Raw genomic sequence first — 16,046 nt, forward strand, 5'->3', positions numbered from 1 at the left:
ATCAGGCGCCGTTTCGCAAGCGACGAAGGAGCAAGAAACGGTGCCTGATCGACGGGACACAAGGGGGCCGCGACTCGAGCGCGCCAGCGCTCCAACGAACACAGCGACTCGAGCGCGCCAGCGCTCCAACAACACCGCTCAGAAGTTGATCATGTGGCCTGCCAGGCCGTGGATCGCTTCCTGCAGCGCCTCCGACAGGGTCGGGTGGGTGTGCACATTGCGGGCCAGTTCGTTGACCGTGAGGTCCCACTTCTGAGCCAGGGTCAGCTCGGGCAGCAGCTCGGAGACGTCGGGGCCGATGAGATGGCCGCCGATCAGTTCGCCGTGGGTGTTGTCGGCGATGAGCTTGACGAAACCGGTCGGGTCGGCCAGGCCGTGCGCCTTGCCGTTGGCGGTGAACGGGAAGGTCGCGACCTTCACGTCGTAGCCCTCGTCGCGGGCCTGCTGCTCGGTGAGGCCGAAGCTGGCGACCTGCGGCTGGCAGAAGGTGGCGCGCGGCATCATCCGGTAGTCGCCGAGAGTCATGGTCTCGGCACCGGCGATGGTCTCGGCGGCGACCACGCCCTGCGCCTCGGCCACGTGCGCGAGCTGCAACTTGGCGGTGACGTCACCGATCGCGTAGATGTGCGGCACGTTGGTGCGCATGTTGTCGTCGATCGCGATGGCGCCGCGATCGGTGAGCGCGACACCGGTGGTCTCCAGGCCGTAGCCGTCGACGCGCGGCGCGAAGCCGACGGCCTGCAGCACCTTGTCGACGGTGACGGTCTCGATCGCGCCGGACTTGTTGTCCTTGATCTGCACGGTGACCTTGGAGCCGTCGTCGTCGATCGACTGCACGGCCGCACCGGTGGTGATCGTGATGCCGAGCTTCTTGTACTGCTTGGTGATCTCCTTGGAGACGTCGACGTCCTCGTTCGGCAGCGCGCGGTCGAGGAATTCCACGATCCGCACGTCGACGCCGTAGTTCTTGAGGACGTAGGCGAACTCCATGCCGATGGCGCCCGCGCCGACGATCAGGATCGAGCCGGGCAGATCGCGGGTGAGGATCTGCTCCTCGTAGGTAACCACGTTGTCCGAGAGCTGGGTTCCCGGCAGCAGCTTGGTGGTGGTGCCGGTGGCGATGATGACGTTGTCGAAGGTGATCGACTCGGTGCCGCCCTTGGTGAGGGCAACGTCGAGCGAGTTCGGGCCGGTGAAGCTGCCGAGACCGTCGAACTCGTCGATCTTGTTCTTCTTCATCAGGAAGTGCACGCCCTTGACGCGCCCGTCCGCCACCTTGCGACTGCGGTCGAACGCCGCGCCGAAATCGAAGCTGACCTCACCGGAGATGCCGAAGGTCTTGGCTTCCTTGTGGAAGATATGGGCCAGCTCGGCGTTGCGCAGCAGTGCCTTGGACGGGATGCAGCCCACGTTCAGGCACACGCCACCCCAGTATTTCTGCTCGACAATCGCTGTTCGCAGGCCGAGTTGAGCGGCACGGATCGCGGCGACATATCCGCCGGGACCAGCGCCGAGAACGACGACATCGTAGTGGGAAGTCACGACCCCGAGCCTAACGCTGTTTCGGGAGGTTCACCCACCCGTCCCCCACTTCGGTGAGATGCCGAGGACCCCGGATCCCGGCGTCGCACCCACCGGCTGGTCACGGACGCTCCGGCGCCGCGTCGCCGCCCGCTCGCGTGTTCCCCGGCCGCAAGGTCGTGCCGATCTCCTCGGCGAGGAGATCGGCGGCGAGACCGTGGCCGTGCTTCTCCCTGCGGATCAGGGACAGGATATTGACGTCGAAGGCATCCCGGACCGGCCGGAAGACCAGGCGGCCGTCGCGCAGCTCCTCGGCGATGTCGAATTCGCTGAGGAAGGCGATGGCCTCGCCGGACATCGCGAGCCGCTTCATCGTTTCGATCGAGTTGGTGTGGAAGGCGGGCTGGATATCGAGCCCGGCCTTGGCGAAGGCCTCGGCGACGATGCCGTGGATCACCATCGAACGGTCGGCGAAGATCAGCGGGAACGGCGGGCACTGCGCGAGCGGAACGGTGTCCATGGCGGTGAGCGGATGGTGTGGGGACACAACGACTCCGAGCCGGGTGTTGAGTTGCCAGCACACCTCGAGCCGGGGCGAGGCCGGGATGTTGAAGCCGAGCCCGAGGTCGGCCTCGCTGTCCTCGATCGCCCGCGCGATCTCACGTGTCGACATGGCGCGGATCGAGATCCTGACCTGCGGATGGCGGGCGCGGAAGGTCGCCGCGGCGGTGGCGACCACGCTGCTGGCGAGACCGGTCATGGTGGCGATCACCACCTCCCCGTTGCCGAGCGCGCGCAGATCGCGGATATCTGCGACGGTCTCGCGGTACTGCCGCAGGGTCCGCCGGATATGGGCCACCAGTGCCTCGCCCGCGGGAGTGAGCCGCATCCCACGCGGCAGCCGCTCGAACAGTGGCTGCTCGAGCTCGGCCTCGAGCATGAGGATCTGCCGGTTGATCGCCGAGGGCGCGACGTGTAGCCGGGCACCGGCGGCCCGAATCGATCCGAGCCGCGCCACCTCGTCGATGTAGTGCAGCAGTCGTGAATGGAGCATCGCGCGCCTCCTCGCCGAATGTGTGCGAAATATTAGTACACCTCGTGCGAAAACGAATGCTTGTGGGCAACAGTGCTTATCGCGTTCCATCGATACAGGCGCAGGGGACCACGTAATAGGCCGCCCTCACCTGCAAGTTGTGAATATCGACGTGAGGACCGTCATGCCCGAACAGAATTCGACCACCGAGGCCCCTTTCGCGGGCATTTCCACCCAGGACGACTACGTACGGACGATCTTCGGCATCCTGGAAGGCGAGCGGGAAGCCGACCTGCTGCTGCGCAATCTGCACATTCTCGATGTGCACAGCGAGACCGTCTATCCGGGGACACTGCTGGTACACGGGCAGCGCATCATCGCGTTGAACCCCGACGAATCCGTGGTGCGATACCGCGAGTCCTTCGACGGCCAAGGCCTTTACGCGATTCCCGGGCTGATCGATGTGCATCTGCACTTCGAATCCCAGCTCGCGCATCCGGCCGCGTTCGGCGAGGCGATCGTGCCGAGCGGGACCACCACCGTCTTCGGCGAAACGCTCGACTTCGCCAGCGCGGCGGGCGAGGAGGCCGTCGAGGCCGCCCGCGCGCTGTTCGCCGACCACGACAAGCTCCCGTACCGGCTCTACGCCTTCGCGCCGGGCAAGAAGAGCGCACCCGAGATCACCGAGGCGATGCTCGACCTCGACCCGGTGATCGGCCTCGGCGAATTGGCCCACCTGTCGTATATGACCGGCAACGCCGACGATTTCCGCAAATCCGCGCTCGGCCGTGCGAACGCGGGTTTCGTGAACTGCCACTGGGGTGTGACCGCCCTGTCGGACATGCTGCTCAACTACATGCCCGCGATCGGGGTGGACAACAACCACGACGTGTGGAACGAGGACGATATCGAGAAGAGCATCCGGTACGGCCTCAACACACAGATCAAATTCGGTGTCGGCAGCCCGGAGGTGATCAGGACCATGCTGCGCGCCATCGTGAAACGGCGCTGGCCCGCCGAGAACTTCCAGCTCTGCGCCGACAACATCTCGGTGGACCGGGTACTGCGGCAAGGCCATATCGACTGGGTCATCTCCCTCGCGATCGAAATGGGTATGCCACCGATCCAGGCGATCAAGATGGGCACCCTCTACGCGGCCCGCTCCTTCCACAAGGACCGCGACCTCGGCTCGCTGAGCCCGGGCCGGTTCGCCGATATCGTGCTCACCGACAGCCTGTCCAAGATCAATGCCCGCTACGTCTTCAAGGGCGGCAAGCTGGTCGCCGAAGATCATCGGCTGCTCGACCCGGTGCGTATCGACTATTCGATCCTGGCCAAGGAGCCGAGGCCGGGACTCGGCGACCTGCGTGCCGGGCAGCTCGAACTCAAGCCCATCGAGCTGTCCGAGGACGGCACGCGGGCGAAGGTGCTGCTCTTCGACGTGTACGGGCGCGGACACCGCAAGTTCGCACAGGAGGTGTGGGTCCCGTTCCACAACGGCGCGGTGGTGCCCGAGTACGAAGGGGAGCGACTGAGCCGGATCTCGGTGGTACAGCGCTACGCCGATGGTGACCGGCATGTGGTCAATGGGCTGTTCAAAGGTGTCGCGATCGACGGCGGCGCGGTATCCACCTTCTGGCCGGCCCCGTCGGCCTACTTCGTGGTCGTCGGCACCGACAGCGCCGAGATGTGCCACAACCTCCAGCAGCTGGACGGGCTCGTCGGCGGCTGTGTGGTGACCGCGAGCCGCGAGGTGACAGCCCAGCTGGCGCTGGACTTCTACGGCGTGATGGCCGATATGGACCTGCGCGAACTCGTCGCCGCCACCCGCTCGATCGACGACGCCCTGCGGAAGCTGGGCCATCACAACGAGGGCGAACCCGTGGTCAACAAACTGCTGACGCTGTTCATCTCGCTCGACCGCTTCGGCTTCATGAAATAGCCTCGGCCGGCAGAACAAGGGATACACCGTTATGCAACACGACAACGCCGCGGCGGTCATCGACAACGGCAGCAAGGTGCGCCGCTGGATCGTCTATGTCGCCGGCATCTATATCCTCACCCTCGGCCTCAGCCTCGCCATCAGGGCGGCCATCGGCATCTCTCCGCAGAGCAGCCTCACCCGCACGATGACGCTGGTCTTCACCCCGCTGAGTCAGGGCAACTACAACCTCATTCTCGAGGTCATCATGCTGGTGCTGACCTTCCTGGTCAGACCCAAGGCCTTCAAGGCGCGCTATCTGCTCTCGATGATTCCCGCCCTGGTGCTGGCACTGCTGCTCGACCTGAATCTGTGGCTCACCCAAGGGGTCCACCTCGAGCCGTATCTCGCCAATGTCGTGCTGCTCGTCTTCGCCGACGCGATGCTGGCACTCGGATTGTTCCTGATGATCCGCGCGAACTTGATCCTGATGCCGATCGATCTGTTCGTGAACACCATCCAGCAGAAAACCGGCCGGAAATGGGGGAATATCAAGACCGTCTTCGACTGCACCCTGCTGGCGCTGTCGGCGGGCATCGGCCTGATCTTTCTCGGCGCACCACATTTCATCCGCGAGGGCACCGTCATCAACGCGATCCTGGTCGGGCAGTACGTGAAGGGGTACTTCTATCTGTACGAGAAGTACGTGGCGCGCAAGCGCGCGGCCGAGTTGGCTCCCGTCGCCGACTAGCGAACGAGAACTGCCGGACGGCCCGCTGTCCGGCAGTTCTCGCGCGTGCCGGACACGGCGCGAACGGACCGGGTGGTGCCGGGCGCTCCTTACCGGAGCGAATACCGGCAAGATGTTCGTCCGCTTGGCCTACGAACCGGGATCACTCGTCCATCTTCGGCCGCCAGACCTGGGCTGCCACCCTGGCGAAGTTGCCACCGAAGACGGCGGCGCGTTCGTCGGGGAGGAAGCCGCGGTCGGCCAGGAGTTCGTCCAGGCCGGGTGCGCCGGATTCGCCGAGCAGATCCTCCGGCGGAACCCATTGCAGTGGACCCCATTCGGTGTATGAGTCGGAGAACGCGCCGGGGTTGGCCCGGATCTCGTCGTTGAACTCGTCGCCGTCGAAGGAGTAGTCCGAGCCGACCCCGATGTGGTCGACACCGACCAGGTCGGCGCCGTACCTGAGATGGTCGGCCATCGCCGCGAGCCGCGCGGCGTGCGGACCGGACTCATTGTGCCCCAGGAAGATTCCCACGCCGTTGATCCCGATCACCCCGCCCGTCTCCGCGCAGGCACGCGCCTGATCGTCGGTGATATTGCGCGGGTGATCCCACAGCGCGGCGAAATTCGAGTGGCTGTAGATCATCGGGACGGTGGTGACGGCGGCGATATCGAGGCCAGTGCGAGCCGAACAGTGCGAGCCGTCGGCGAACATACCGACCTCGTTGAGCTTGCGCACCAGATCTTTTCCGTAGCCGGTCAGCCCGGTGTCGGTGGTGTCCAGACAGCCGCAGCCCGCCGCGTTGGCGTGGTTGTAGGTAGGCAGCAGGGACCGGACGCCGAGCCCGTAGAACAGCTCGACATTGTCGAGATCGCCGCCGAGCGGACCGGAGTCCTCCAGATCGAAGGCGAGGGCGAGCGCGTCGTCGGCGCCGATATCGGCCACGGTCTCGACGAGCCGGAACCGCGGATCGGCCGCCGCCTGCTCCCGGAACCGCCGCAGCAGCGCGAGCGAATCCTCCGTGGTCTGCGGCGAATACCCCACATTCACCGACAGATACGAGCCGAGCGGATAGCGCGCCAGGTCGGCGATCCGCGCGGTGTGGTGCAACGGCAGACAGCAGTGCTGCTCCCACAGGAAGGGTGCCATCCTCACCTCCTAGTCCGTCACCAGCGATCCTACGTTTCGCAACACAGCCGGAACCGCAGCGACGCTAACGTGCTGTCTGATAGGTCCGATTAATCGGTAAGCTCCCCCACTGCCCGAAGGCGGTGCGACATGCGTCGCTTCCTCGTCATCCTCATCACGCTGCTGGCCTGCGCGGGCCTATGGACCGTCCCCGCCGCGGCGACCCCGTCCTACTGCGGACTCACCTGGGGTTCGCTCGACAAGTCGGATCCTGAGTACTCCAGCGCCACCCTCACGAATGTGCGTTCCGGGCGCCACGAATGCTTCGACCGCCTGGTGATCGATCTGACCGGCCCGGTCGCGGGCTATCTGGTTCGCTACGTCGACACCGTCGCCGAGGACGGTTCCGGTGCGCCGGTGCCGCTCCGCGGCAGCGCGTTCCTGCAGGTCACCGTCCATGCCCCGGCTTACGACGACGGCGGCCTGACCTACCTGCCCGCCGACCGCGCCGAACTCGTCGACGTCACCGGCTACCCGACCTTCCGCCAGGTCGCCTGGGCCGTCTCCTTCGAGGGCCAGTCCAACCTCGGGATCGGTGTCCGCGCCAGATTGCCGTTCCGGGTGTTCACCCTCGACGGTCCGGCCCGCGTAGTGATAGACGTCGCACACCGCTGGTGAGACCCGAGCCGCCGATCGGCGACAATGTGGGCATGACCGGTGTTGAGCAGGAAGTGACCGATCCCTATCTCTGGCTCGAGGATGTGACCGCAGAGGCGGCGCTCGACTGGGCGCGGGCCCGCAACGAGGTGGTCCGACGCCGGTTCGCGGCATCGGATCGCTACGCCGAGCTGGAGCGGCGAATCCTGGCGATGCTCGACGACGACACCAAGATCGCCTACCCCGGTCGGCGCGGGCCATGGCTCTACAACTTCTGGCGCGACGCCGAGCATCCGCGCGGGCTGTGGCGGCGGACGACCTTCGCCTCATACGCCACCGACGACCCCGAATGGGATGTGCTGATCGACGTCGACGCGCTCGCCGAGGCCGATGGGGAGAACTGGGTGTGGGCGGGCGCGGCGGTGCTGCGGCCGTCGCAGCAGCGGGCCGTCATCCACCTGTCCCGAGGCGGCGCCGACGCCACCGTCGAACGCGAATTCGACATGACCACAAGGACCTTCGTCGATCCGGCCGACGGTGGCTTCTTCGTGCCGGAGGCCAAGACCAGGCTCGGCTGGATCGATGCCGACACCGTCTACATCGGTACCGATTTCGGACCGGGCTCGCTGACCGATTCCGGCTACCCGCGCCTGGCCAAGCGCTGGCGGCGTGGCACCGAACTGTCTTCCGCCGAAACGGTATTCGAGGGCAAGCCGAGCGACGTCTCGATCGGCGCGGGTTACGACCGCCACCCCGGGTACGAGCGTCACTTCCTCACCAGGGCGACCGACTTCTTCAACACCGAGATCTCGCTGCTCGACGACGGGGAATGGCGGCTGATCGAAACACCCACCGACGCCGATATCGACTGGTACCGCGACTGGCTGCTGGTCCGGCTCAAGACCGCGTGGACACCAGGCGAGACCACCTTCGCGCCGGGCACCCTGCTCGTCACCGACCTGAACGAATTCCTCGCAGGCGGCAGGGACTTCGAGGTGCTGTTCACCCCGGACGCGCACACCTCGCTCGAATCATGGGGCTGGACCGAGAACCATCTGATCCTCACCACCCTGCGCGACGTGCAGACCGGCTTCCAGGTGCTCACTCCCGGCCCAGACGGCTGGGCCACCACCGAGCTCGCGGAGTCCCCCGCCATGTCCACCACCTCGGTGAGCAATCTGGACCCGCTGGAGGGCGGCGACGAATTCATGCTCACCACCACCGGTTTCACCACGCCGACCACGCTGCTCAGCGGCGCCATCGGCACCCCTGTCACGTTGCTCAAGCAGGCGCCCGCCTACTTCGACGCCACCGGCGTCGAGACCGAGCAGTTCTTCGCCACCTCCGACGACGGCACCGCCGTGCCCTACTTCGTGATCCGGCATCGGGACCGCCGCGGCACACCGGGACCGACCATCATGTCCGGCTACGGCGGCTTCGAGATCTCCCGCACGCCCGGCTATCTCGGCGCCGCCGGCATGGCCTGGCTGGAGCGCGGCGGCACCTACGTGATGACCAATATCCGCGGTGGCGGCGAATACGGCCCCGAATGGCACACGGCGGCACTGAAAGAGCACCGGCATCGTGCCTTCGAGGACTTCGCCGCGATCGCCCGTGACCTGGTGGCCCGCGGCATCACCACGCCCGATCGGCTCGGCGCGGTCGGCGGCAGCAACGGCGGCCTGCTGATGGGCGTGATGCTCACCCGCTACCCGGAACTGTTCGGCGCCATCGTCTGCCAGGTGCCGCTGCTGGACATGCGGCGCTACCACCTGCTGCTGGCCGGCGCGTCCTGGATTGCCGAATACGGCGACCCGGACAAGCCGCAGGAGTGGGCCTACCTCAGCGAGTACTCCCCGTATCAGAACACCGATCCGGGCAAACAGTATCCGCCGATCCTGCTCGCCACCTCCACCCGCGACGACCGGGTGCATCCAGGGCACGCGCGCAAGATGGCCGCGCTGCTGGAATCGGAGAACCGCACCGTCTGGTACTACGAGAACATCGAGGGCGGGCACGGTGGGGCGGCCGACAACAAGCAGGCGGCGCACCTGTCGGCGCTGGTGTACGAGTTCTTCACGCAGATGCTGATGGAGGGACGGCGCGCGGCGTAGCGGTCAGCGGTCGCGCAGCCACCGCTCGATCACCTCGACGGTGGTGTCCGGGTTGGTGATCCAGCCGTTGTGCCCGAGCGGCTCCGGCTGGAACCACCTGGTCACCTCCGCCGCGGGCAATTTGCTCAGCAGGTGGTCGGCGGAAGACTGCGGGGCGAGTTCGTCCGCGGCGACGGTGATCGACAGGACCGGGAACTTCAGCCGCGCGATCCGCTCCTCGTAGTCGATATCGGCGCCGACCGGGACGAAACGCCCGGTCCGCGCCAGCCGCGCCCAGTCCGACATGAGCACCTTGGACTGCCTGCCGAACGCGCGGCGGCCGAGCATGTCGCCTGGCCAGAACCCCGCCAGATTCGACGCCACCGCCACGGCCGCGGTCCCGACCAGCATGCCCGGCGCGAGGACGCCGCGATAACCGCGGAAATACGGTGTCCCCGAGGCGATCAGGATGAGCCCGGCGATGCGGCCACGCGCCCGCGCCGCGTACATCACCGCGAGCTGGCCGCCCATGCTGTGGCCGAGCAGGTACGGGGTGCTGCCGGGAAACCGGTCGCGCACGACCTGCAGGATCGCCGGGAAGTCGACCGAGGCCAGTTCGTGGTAGCCGTAGGCGCTTTCGGCATCGGGACGGTGGGTGCTGTCACCGTTGCCGCGCAACTCACCGATGGCGACATCGAAACCGCGCTGCGCCAGCTTGTCGCCGAAATACTCGTAGAACTCACCGGGTACCGCGAGTCCTGGCGCGATGACGAGCACCGGTCGCGGGGCGTCGGGAGTCACCGGGTGCCGGTGCGGGCCGCGGGCCGGAATCAGCCGGACCGGCAGGGTCGTGCCGTCGGGGACCTGGATCGGGACGAGCTCGACCCGGGGCATCAGGCCCCTACCGCACCGAGGATCACCCGGCTCAGCACCTGGATGACGTCATCGAGCGGCGGGCGTGGATCGGCGCCGCTCCAGCCGTCGACCACGTAGTTCACCGCGCCGATGATGGCGAGCACGCGCAATTCGTAGTCGCCGGCGGGGATCTCGCCGTGCATGGCAGCGTCCTCGGCCGCGCTTGCCAGCAGCGAACCCCAGACCCGGCGCAGCTCGAGGCGGTACTTCTCCACCTTCGGCCCGGCGCCGACGACCTCGACCAGCGCCACCCGCGCCTTACGCGGATCGGTGCCGATCGCCTCGACGTAGGCGCGCACCGCCGCGTCGATCGTCTCCAGCACGGTCGCGTCGGATTTCGCTTCGAGTGCCGCGGCGACCGCTTCGCGCGATTGCCGATCGATCTGTTCGTACAGTTCCAGCAGCAGTGATTCGCGGCCGGTGAACTCCTCGTAGAACTGGCGGGAGGAGAGCCCGGCGTCCTTGCAGATGGCACCGACCGAGCTGTTGGCGTACCCGTCGCGCGCGAAGACCGTCAGGCCTGACTCCAGAAAACGCGCACGCCGCTGGCGTTGCCGGTCCTCTACGGGCTGCCCGGCATACATTCGTCCCGTATTCGCATCCTGTGACATTGTCGCTGACAATACCGAAGGGCCCGATCCCCTCGTCATGGATCAGGCCCTTCGGCTGCCCTCCCGGCTTACCGCGCGTTAGCCGGAAATTGGCTGATGTCTGTTCAGTTGCCGGAAGTCTGTGCCGAACCGGTGCTCATCGAGCTGCTGAGCAGGCCGAGCAGCAGGCCGAGGATGCCGCCGTCGCCACTGCTGCCGCTGTTGCTTTCGGTGATGTAGTAAAGCATGGTGTCACTCCAGTTGATGCTTTGTGACGACGTCGTCACCGGCTATTTGCCGACTCGGACGATACCGACCGAGAAAGTGAAGCATGGCCGTTTTAAAGGATTTCCCTAGAACTTTCTTATCCACCCCTGGGCGGAGGAGCTCGGGGGCACCGCTGCCTATGCTGAGTGCGACCGAACGTCACACGCACCCGGAGGCACCGTTGCCGAACAATCTCGAAGCCAGCATCGACATCGCCGCAGCGCCGGACAAGGTGTGGGCGATCCTGGCCGACCTGAACCGCATCGCCGAGATCACCCCGACCACACTCAAGATGATCGCGCTCGGTGGCGTTCGCGACGGCGCGTTCACGGTGAATGTGAACAAAGTCGGCTGGAAGGTCTACCCGACCACCTCGCGCATCGTCACCTTCGAACCGAACACGTCGTTCGCCTTCCGGATGAACGAGAACCGCACAGTGTGGCGCTACGACCTCGAGCCGACCGCGACCGGAACCAAGGTGGTGCAGACCCGCACCGTCGACGCCAAGGGCCTGCCGGGGTGGCTGCGCGGAGCCATCAAGGTGGGGATGGGCGGCGAGCAGAAGTTCGAGGCCGACCTGGTCGCGGGCATGGAGGAGACCCTGCGCAGGATCAAGGCCGCCGCGGAGCGCTGACCCGCACGACCCAACGCCCGCCGGATCTTCCGCTCGGCGGTGACGGCACACCCGACATCGTCGTCGTCTCAGCCCTCGACGGACTCTGAGCCGAGGAATTCCCGCAGTACCGTGCAGAATTCGTCCGGCTGCTCGACCTGCGGCGAATGGCCTGCGTGCTCGACCAGGTGGGTGCGTGCTCCCGCGGCGCCGAACCTGCACAGGGTCTCGGTGCTGTCGTAGAGGTGGTCGTGGCGGCCGTGCACGGCGAGCACGGGTTTGCCGAGCGCGGCCACGCGAGCGTCGAGCGGGTGTGCGGCGAGATCGTCGACGCGCCCGCTCACCGCGTAGGCCATGGCCTCGGGGCGCGCGGCGCGGAAATCACGAACCACCGCCTCGGCAAGGCCGGGCGCCGAGCCGAACCGGAAGCGCGGCGCGAAGACACCGCGATTGGCCAGCCGGATCACCAGGTCGGGAGTCCAGCGTTGCGCCAACCGCACCGTCCACGGCCGCACGAACCAGCTCGCCACCGCCGGGATGTTCGCGGCGCCATAGTCCGGCGCCTGCCCGACCACCACCGCCCGCGCTACCCGGTCGGACACCGCCGCGAGTTCGAGCGCGATCTCGGCGCCGAAGGAATGGCCGATCACCGTTACCCCGCGGAGCTGGAGTTCGTCGATAAGCACGACCAGCGGGGCGGTGCGTGACTCGGCGTCGAAGACGTCCTGATCGTGCACATCGACGCGGATCACCCGATGCTCGGCGACGAGCCGCTCGGCGACGGCGGCGAACCAATCGACCGAACCGGGGATGCCGTGCACGCAGACGATCGCCGGGGCGCTCGGCTCACCTTCGTCCACATACCGCACATTTCGAGCCTAACTCGCCTGGCGCAGGGCGCGTCCCAGGCTGTCCGGCGTGGTCACCGCCCTGCCCCACGGCCTCGGCGCCGCAGTCCCGCTGCCGATCGGCGTCGCGATCGGCCTGCGGTGGACACTGCCGCGGGCGGTCCTCGGCACGCCGATGGCCTTCGGCGCAGGCACCATGATCGCGGCCGTCTCGGAGGAACTGTCGAGCCCGCGTTCCGTACGCCTTCGCGCTGGGCGCGCTCGGCTGAACTGGCCCCTTAACACCCGCTCAGCAGCCACTTTTCGGTGAACGGGTACAATTCGGCCCGCACCAGTGGCGGTTATGAGGCGCGTCGAATACGCTTCGCCGCGGATGTTCGAGCCTCATGGAGGGACGAGTGATCACTCCGCACAGGCCGGAGGACGCGGCCGAAGTCCGGCATACCGTGCCGTTGACCCAGCTGATACACCTGATGGCGGAGTATCAGCAGCTCGGCGCGCACCGTGACACTTTCCTCGCCACCCCCGCCGACGACACCTTCGTGCGCGGCTGCGGCATCATCGCGGGCACCATCGCGACCATCGGCGTGATCACCGCCGCCGTCGGCTCCTGGCAAGGTGGCGTGGCGCTGCTCGTGATCGCCGCCGTCCCGGTCCTGCTCGCGCTGCGGCGCGGAATCCTCAACCGGCAGAACCGAGCCGCGCGGATCGACCTGTTCGACCACGGCGTCACCGTGTACCGGTCTGGCCAGCGGGTCGCCGGATTCCGCTGGGACAGCACCGAAGTGCGCCAGCAGATGATCCCCTTCCACGACTCCATCCCGGTGACCTACGTCCTCGAACTCACCGGTCCGGGGAACATGACGACGACCATCGACGAAGAGGGTTTCGCCCGCGCCCGCGAATGGGCCCGCGCCATCCAATCAGCCGTCACCGCAACCCAACTCCCCGCCGCCGTCGCCGCCATCGACAACGGCGAGACCGTCGTCTTCGGCGACCTCGGCCTGTCCCTGGACGCCCTCACCTGGCGCGGCGAATCGTTCCCATGGGAAAACGTCCAGCTCATCGATGCCCGCAGCGGCCACATCCGCATGAAACTCACCGGCACCTGGATCTCCCTCGCCCCGGTGAGCACCATCCCCAACTTCTACATCTTCAACGAACTCGCCGAGAGGTTGCGGTTGACGCCGGTGGGGTGAGTCAGGGCTGCAGCCCGAGTATCAGCCGTACCGAACTCTCTACGCGGCGCAACTCAGCGGGTGCGAGGACGCCGAGCCTACGGCGCAAGCGCGGTTTCGCCACGGTGTGCAGGTCCGCGCAGTTCACATAGGACTCTTGATATTTGGTCAAGCCGGCATCCGGGCCGACGGCCACGTGAGTCACCTCGGGACCGGATGTGCCCGTGACGACAGCCACCGTCACGGCGGTCAGCGGTTCGGCAATCCGGTTGACGGTCAAGACGACCACCGGGTGTGGACCCACCGGCTGAGGCAGCGCACATGCCCACACCTCGCCACGTAACGCCGTCCCGACGCTTACCACTGCATCTCGTCCACAGCGGCGAGTTCTTCCGGGCCGGGCTCGGCCACCCCGTCGGGCAGCGGCGCCGGGCCGCCCTCGTAGAACGTGCGGATTTCCTCGGCCGCGCCGACCTCCGCGGCCTCGCGGGCGAGTAGCCGCAAACCTTCGCGCAACGCATCCGACGTCGAAGCGATGTCCAGCGTCCGCATGACCTCTCGCAGCGCCTGGATCTCGTCGTTCCGGAGACGGACCTGGGCCAAACGACTAGGGCCGAGCGGACGCGCCGATTCACGACGAGCGGCGCCTTTCTTCCGCGTCGCCCGCTGACGGCCAACCGGCTCGTCGGCAGACTGTCTTACAGATGTCATACAACCATTGTGGATCGGCTGCGGATGTGGGTCAAGCATGACGAAGGCCGGTTCACCGAATGGTGAACCGGCCTTCGTGGCTTATCCGGCCAGCTGATCCGCGGGGATCAGAAGTCCATGCCGCCCATGCCGCCGGTCGGGTCGGCCGCGGGGGCCGCCTTCTCCGGCTTGTCGGCGACGACAGCCTCGGTGGTGAGGAACAGGGCCGCGATGGAGGCCGCGTTCTGCAGGGCCGAGCGGGTGACCTTGACCGGGTCGGCGACGCCGGCGGCCAGCAGGTCCTCGTACTCGTTGGTCTGGGCGTTGAGGCCCTGACCCGCGGGCAGGTTGGACACCTTCTCCGCGACAACGCCGGGCTCGAGGCCGGCATTGAAGGCGATCTGCTTCAGCGGAGCCGACAGGGCGACCCGGACGATGTTGGCACCGGTGGCCTCGTCGCCTTCGACCTTCAGCTCGTCCAGCGCGGGGGCCGACTGCAGCAGAGCCACGCCACCACCGGCGACGATGCCCTCCTCGACGGCGGCCTTCGCGTTGCGGACGGCGTCCTCGATGCGGTGCTTGCGCTCCTTGAGCTCGACCTCGGTCGCGGCACCGGCCTTGATCACCGCGACACCGCCGGCCAGCTTGGCCAGCCGCTCCTGCAGCTTCTCACGGTCGTAGTCGGAGTCCGAGTTCTCGATCTCCGAGCGGATCTGCGCCACGCGACCGGCGATGGCATCGGCGTCGCCCGCGCCCTCGACGATGGTGGTCTCGTCCTTGGTGACGACGACCTTGCGGGCCTGACCCAGCAGCTCGAGACCGGCGGTCTCCAGCGACAGGCCGACCTCTTCGCTGATGACCTCGCCACCGGTGAGGATGGCGATGTCGGCCAGCTGGGCCTTGCGGCGGTCACCGAAGCCGGGCGCCTTGACGGCGACGGACTTGAAGGTGCCACGGATCTTGTTCACGACCAGGGTCGACAGGGCCTCGCCCTCGACGTCCTCGGCGATGATCAGCAGCGGCTTGCCCGCCTGGATGACCTTCTCCAGCAGCGGCAGCAGGTCCTTGACGGTCGAGATCTTCGACGACACCAGCAGCAGGTACGGGTCCTCGAGGACCGCTTCCTGACGCTCGGGGTCGGTCACGAAGTAACCGGAGATGTAGCCCTTGTCGAAGCGCATGCCCTCGGTGAGCTCCAGCTGGAGCCCGAAGGTGTTGCTCTCCTCGACGGTGATGACACCTTCCTTGCCGACCTTGTCCATGGCCTCGGCGATCAGCTCACCGATGGACGGGTCGCCGGCCGAGATACCGGCGGTAGCGGCGATCTGCTCCTTGGTCTCGACCTCCTTGGCGGTGTCGAGCAGCTTGGCGGTGACGGCCTCGACGGCCTTCTCGATGCCACGCTTGAGGCCCAGCGGGTTGGCGCCGGCCGCGACGTTGCGCAGACCCTCACGCACGAGCGCCTGGGCGAGCACGGTGGCGGTGGTGGTGCCGTCGCCCGCGACGTCGTCGGTCTTCTTGGCGACTTCCTTGACCAGCTCGGCGCCGATCTTCTCGTACGGGTCCTCGAGGTCGATCTCCTTGGCGATGGACACACCATCGTTGGTGATCGTGGGGGCGCCCCACTTCTTCTCGAGCACGACGTTGCGACCCTTCGGGCCCAGCGTCACCTTGACAGCGTCGGCGAGGGCGTTCAGACCCCGCTCGAGACCGCGACGGGCCTCTTCGTCGTACGCAATTGTCTTGGCCATTGCGTTGAGATCCTCCACATGTCTATGGCTGACACACGAGACGATCGCAGGTTGGATCGCCCCAAAGTACGCTGGCCAGGTGCGGTGCCCGCGACGGACGACCGAGGGTG

Annotated in this window: 17 protein-coding genes; 7 read left to right on the forward strand and 10 right to left on the reverse strand. The window is 66.9% G+C overall.

The genetic code is table 11. The features are described from left to right. Positions 1–138: 138 nt before the first annotated feature. On the reverse strand, positions 139–1,542 hold the full coding sequence (lpdA, locus tag ACFOW8_RS14390; RefSeq protein WP_378551096.1) for a dihydrolipoyl dehydrogenase: 1,404 nt from the start codon (positions 1,540–1,542) through the stop codon (positions 139–141). Between the two features lie 100 nt (positions 1,543–1,642). Beyond that, positions 1,643–2,575, reverse strand: coding sequence for a LysR family transcriptional regulator (locus ACFOW8_RS14395; protein WP_378551097.1), 933 nt, complete (start codon positions 2,573–2,575; stop codon positions 1,643–1,645). 163 nt (positions 2,576–2,738) lie between these two features. Here ACFOW8_RS14395 and ACFOW8_RS14400 point away from each other — a divergent pair, with 163 nt between their 5' ends. Together ACFOW8_RS14400 and ACFOW8_RS14405 are read left to right on the forward strand one after the other, a co-directional pair. Further along, positions 2,739–4,496, forward strand: coding sequence for an adenine deaminase C-terminal domain-containing protein (locus ACFOW8_RS14400; RefSeq protein ID WP_378551098.1), 1,758 nt, complete (start codon positions 2,739–2,741; stop codon positions 4,494–4,496). Positions 4,497–4,527: 31 nt separating this feature from the next. Further along, positions 4,528–5,226, forward strand: a complete 699-nt coding sequence (locus tag ACFOW8_RS14405) for a YczE/YyaS/YitT family protein (protein ID WP_378551099.1) — start codon at positions 4,528–4,530, stop codon at positions 5,224–5,226. A 142-nt stretch (positions 5,227–5,368) separates the two neighbouring features. Here ACFOW8_RS14405 and ACFOW8_RS14410 read toward each other — a convergent pair whose 3' ends face one another. Next, positions 5,369–6,355, reverse strand: coding sequence for a dipeptidase (locus ACFOW8_RS14410; protein WP_378551100.1), 987 nt, complete (start codon positions 6,353–6,355; stop codon positions 5,369–5,371). A gap of 129 nt (positions 6,356–6,484) precedes the next feature. On the opposite strand from ACFOW8_RS14410, the gene ACFOW8_RS14415 reads away from it, so the two are divergent. Continuing rightward, entirely contained in the window at positions 6,485–7,012 is a 528-nt protein-coding gene (locus ACFOW8_RS14415; protein ID WP_378551101.1) for an AMIN-like domain-containing (lipo)protein, read from the forward strand. A 32-nt stretch (positions 7,013–7,044) separates the two neighbouring features. Further along, entirely contained in the window at positions 7,045–9,105 is a 2,061-nt protein-coding gene (locus ACFOW8_RS14420) for a prolyl oligopeptidase family serine peptidase (RefSeq protein ID WP_378551102.1), read from the forward strand. A gap of 3 nt (positions 9,106–9,108) precedes the next feature. Here ACFOW8_RS14420 and ACFOW8_RS14425 read toward each other — a convergent pair whose 3' ends face one another. The 3 genes from ACFOW8_RS14425 to ACFOW8_RS14435 form a co-directional block, all read right to left on the reverse strand. Further along, the gene (locus ACFOW8_RS14425) at positions 9,109–9,978 is read right to left on the reverse strand and encodes an alpha/beta hydrolase family protein (protein ID WP_378551103.1); all 870 of its coding nucleotides are present in this window, start codon (positions 9,976–9,978) and stop codon (positions 9,109–9,111) included. After that, positions 9,978–10,610, reverse strand: a complete 633-nt coding sequence (locus tag ACFOW8_RS14430; RefSeq protein WP_378551104.1) for a TetR/AcrR family transcriptional regulator — start codon at positions 10,608–10,610, stop codon at positions 9,978–9,980. Before ACFOW8_RS14430 ends, ACFOW8_RS14425 begins: the two co-directional genes overlap by 1 nt. Before the next feature lie 104 nt (positions 10,611–10,714). Next, on the reverse strand, positions 10,715–10,837 hold the full coding sequence (locus tag ACFOW8_RS14435; RefSeq protein WP_378551105.1) for a hypothetical protein: 123 nt from the start codon (positions 10,835–10,837) through the stop codon (positions 10,715–10,717). A gap of 200 nt (positions 10,838–11,037) precedes the next feature. Here ACFOW8_RS14435 and ACFOW8_RS14440 point away from each other — a divergent pair, with 200 nt between their 5' ends. Continuing rightward, positions 11,038–11,490 (forward strand): SRPBCC family protein, encoded by a 453-nt coding sequence (locus ACFOW8_RS14440; protein WP_378551106.1) that lies wholly within the window; start codon positions 11,038–11,040, stop codon positions 11,488–11,490. Positions 11,491–11,558: 68 nt separating this feature from the next. Here the strand turns inward: ACFOW8_RS14440 and ACFOW8_RS14445 are convergent, their stop codons facing one another. Beyond that, complete coding sequence (locus ACFOW8_RS14445; protein WP_378551107.1) at positions 11,559–12,338, reverse strand: alpha/beta fold hydrolase; 780 nt, start codon at positions 12,336–12,338, stop codon at positions 11,559–11,561. A gap of 49 nt (positions 12,339–12,387) precedes the next feature. On the opposite strand from ACFOW8_RS14445, the gene ACFOW8_RS14450 reads away from it, so the two are divergent. Next, a complete protein-coding gene (locus ACFOW8_RS14450; protein ID WP_378551108.1) occupies positions 12,388–12,627 on the forward strand; it encodes a hypothetical protein in 240 nt (79 codons plus the stop codon). Positions 12,628–12,715: 88 nt separating this feature from the next. Continuing rightward, positions 12,716–13,516, forward strand: coding sequence for a DUF6585 family protein (locus ACFOW8_RS14455; RefSeq protein WP_378551109.1), 801 nt, complete (start codon positions 12,716–12,718; stop codon positions 13,514–13,516). Between the two features lies 1 nt (position 13,517). Here the strand turns inward: ACFOW8_RS14455 and ACFOW8_RS14460 are convergent, their stop codons facing one another. The 3 genes from ACFOW8_RS14460 to groL form a co-directional block, all read right to left on the reverse strand. After that, complete coding sequence (locus tag ACFOW8_RS14460; RefSeq protein WP_378551110.1) at positions 13,518–13,859, reverse strand: type II toxin-antitoxin system PemK/MazF family toxin; 342 nt, start codon at positions 13,857–13,859, stop codon at positions 13,518–13,520. After that, positions 13,853–14,047 carry a hypothetical protein gene (locus ACFOW8_RS14465; RefSeq protein ID WP_378551111.1) on the reverse strand — a complete coding sequence of 65 codons (195 nt, stop codon included), beginning with the start codon at positions 14,045–14,047 and terminating at the stop codon, positions 13,853–13,855. The genes ACFOW8_RS14460 and ACFOW8_RS14465 overlap by 7 nt, the downstream gene beginning before the upstream one ends. Positions 14,048–14,313: 266 nt before the next feature. Next, complete coding sequence (groL, locus tag ACFOW8_RS14470) at positions 14,314–15,936, reverse strand: chaperonin GroEL (RefSeq protein ID WP_378551112.1); 1,623 nt, start codon at positions 15,934–15,936, stop codon at positions 14,314–14,316. Positions 15,937–16,046: the final 110 nt, after the last annotated feature.

The organism is Nocardia rhizosphaerae, from assembly GCF_042650365.1.
Taxonomy (GTDB): Bacteria; Actinomycetota; Actinomycetes; order Mycobacteriales; family Mycobacteriaceae; genus Nocardia; species Nocardia rhizosphaerae.

Bases quoted from the DNA above. Each gene is read 5' to 3' on its own strand.
- ACFOW8_RS14395 (WP_378551097.1), bottom strand. From the start codon at position 2,575: ATGCTCCATTCACGACTGCTGCACTACATCGACGAGGTGGCGCGGCTC.
- ACFOW8_RS14400 (WP_378551098.1), top strand. From the start codon at position 2,739: ATGCCCGAACAGAATTCGACCACCGAGGCCCCTTTCGCGGGCATTTCC.
- ACFOW8_RS14405 (WP_378551099.1), top strand. From the start codon at position 4,528: ATGCAACACGACAACGCCGCGGCGGTCATCGACAACGGCAGCAAGGTG.
- ACFOW8_RS14410 (WP_378551100.1), bottom strand. From the start codon at position 6,355: ATGGCACCCTTCCTGTGGGAGCAGCACTGCTGTCTGCCGTTGCACCAC.
- ACFOW8_RS14415 (WP_378551101.1), top strand. From the start codon at position 6,485: ATGCGTCGCTTCCTCGTCATCCTCATCACGCTGCTGGCCTGCGCGGGC.
- ACFOW8_RS14420 (WP_378551102.1), top strand. From the start codon at position 7,045: ATGACCGGTGTTGAGCAGGAAGTGACCGATCCCTATCTCTGGCTCGAG.
- ACFOW8_RS14425 (WP_378551103.1), bottom strand. From the start codon at position 9,978: ATGCCCCGGGTCGAGCTCGTCCCGATCCAGGTCCCCGACGGCACGACC.
- ACFOW8_RS14430 (WP_378551104.1), bottom strand. From the start codon at position 10,610: ATGTCACAGGATGCGAATACGGGACGAATGTATGCCGGGCAGCCCGTA.
- ACFOW8_RS14435 (WP_378551105.1), bottom strand. From the start codon at position 10,837: ATGCTTTACTACATCACCGAAAGCAACAGCGGCAGCAGTGGCGACGGC.
- ACFOW8_RS14465 (WP_378551111.1), bottom strand. From the start codon at position 14,047: ATGCGGACGCTGGACATCGCTTCGACGTCGGATGCGTTGCGCGAAGGT.
- groL (WP_378551112.1), bottom strand. From the start codon at position 15,936: ATGGCCAAGACAATTGCGTACGACGAAGAGGCCCGTCGCGGTCTCGAG.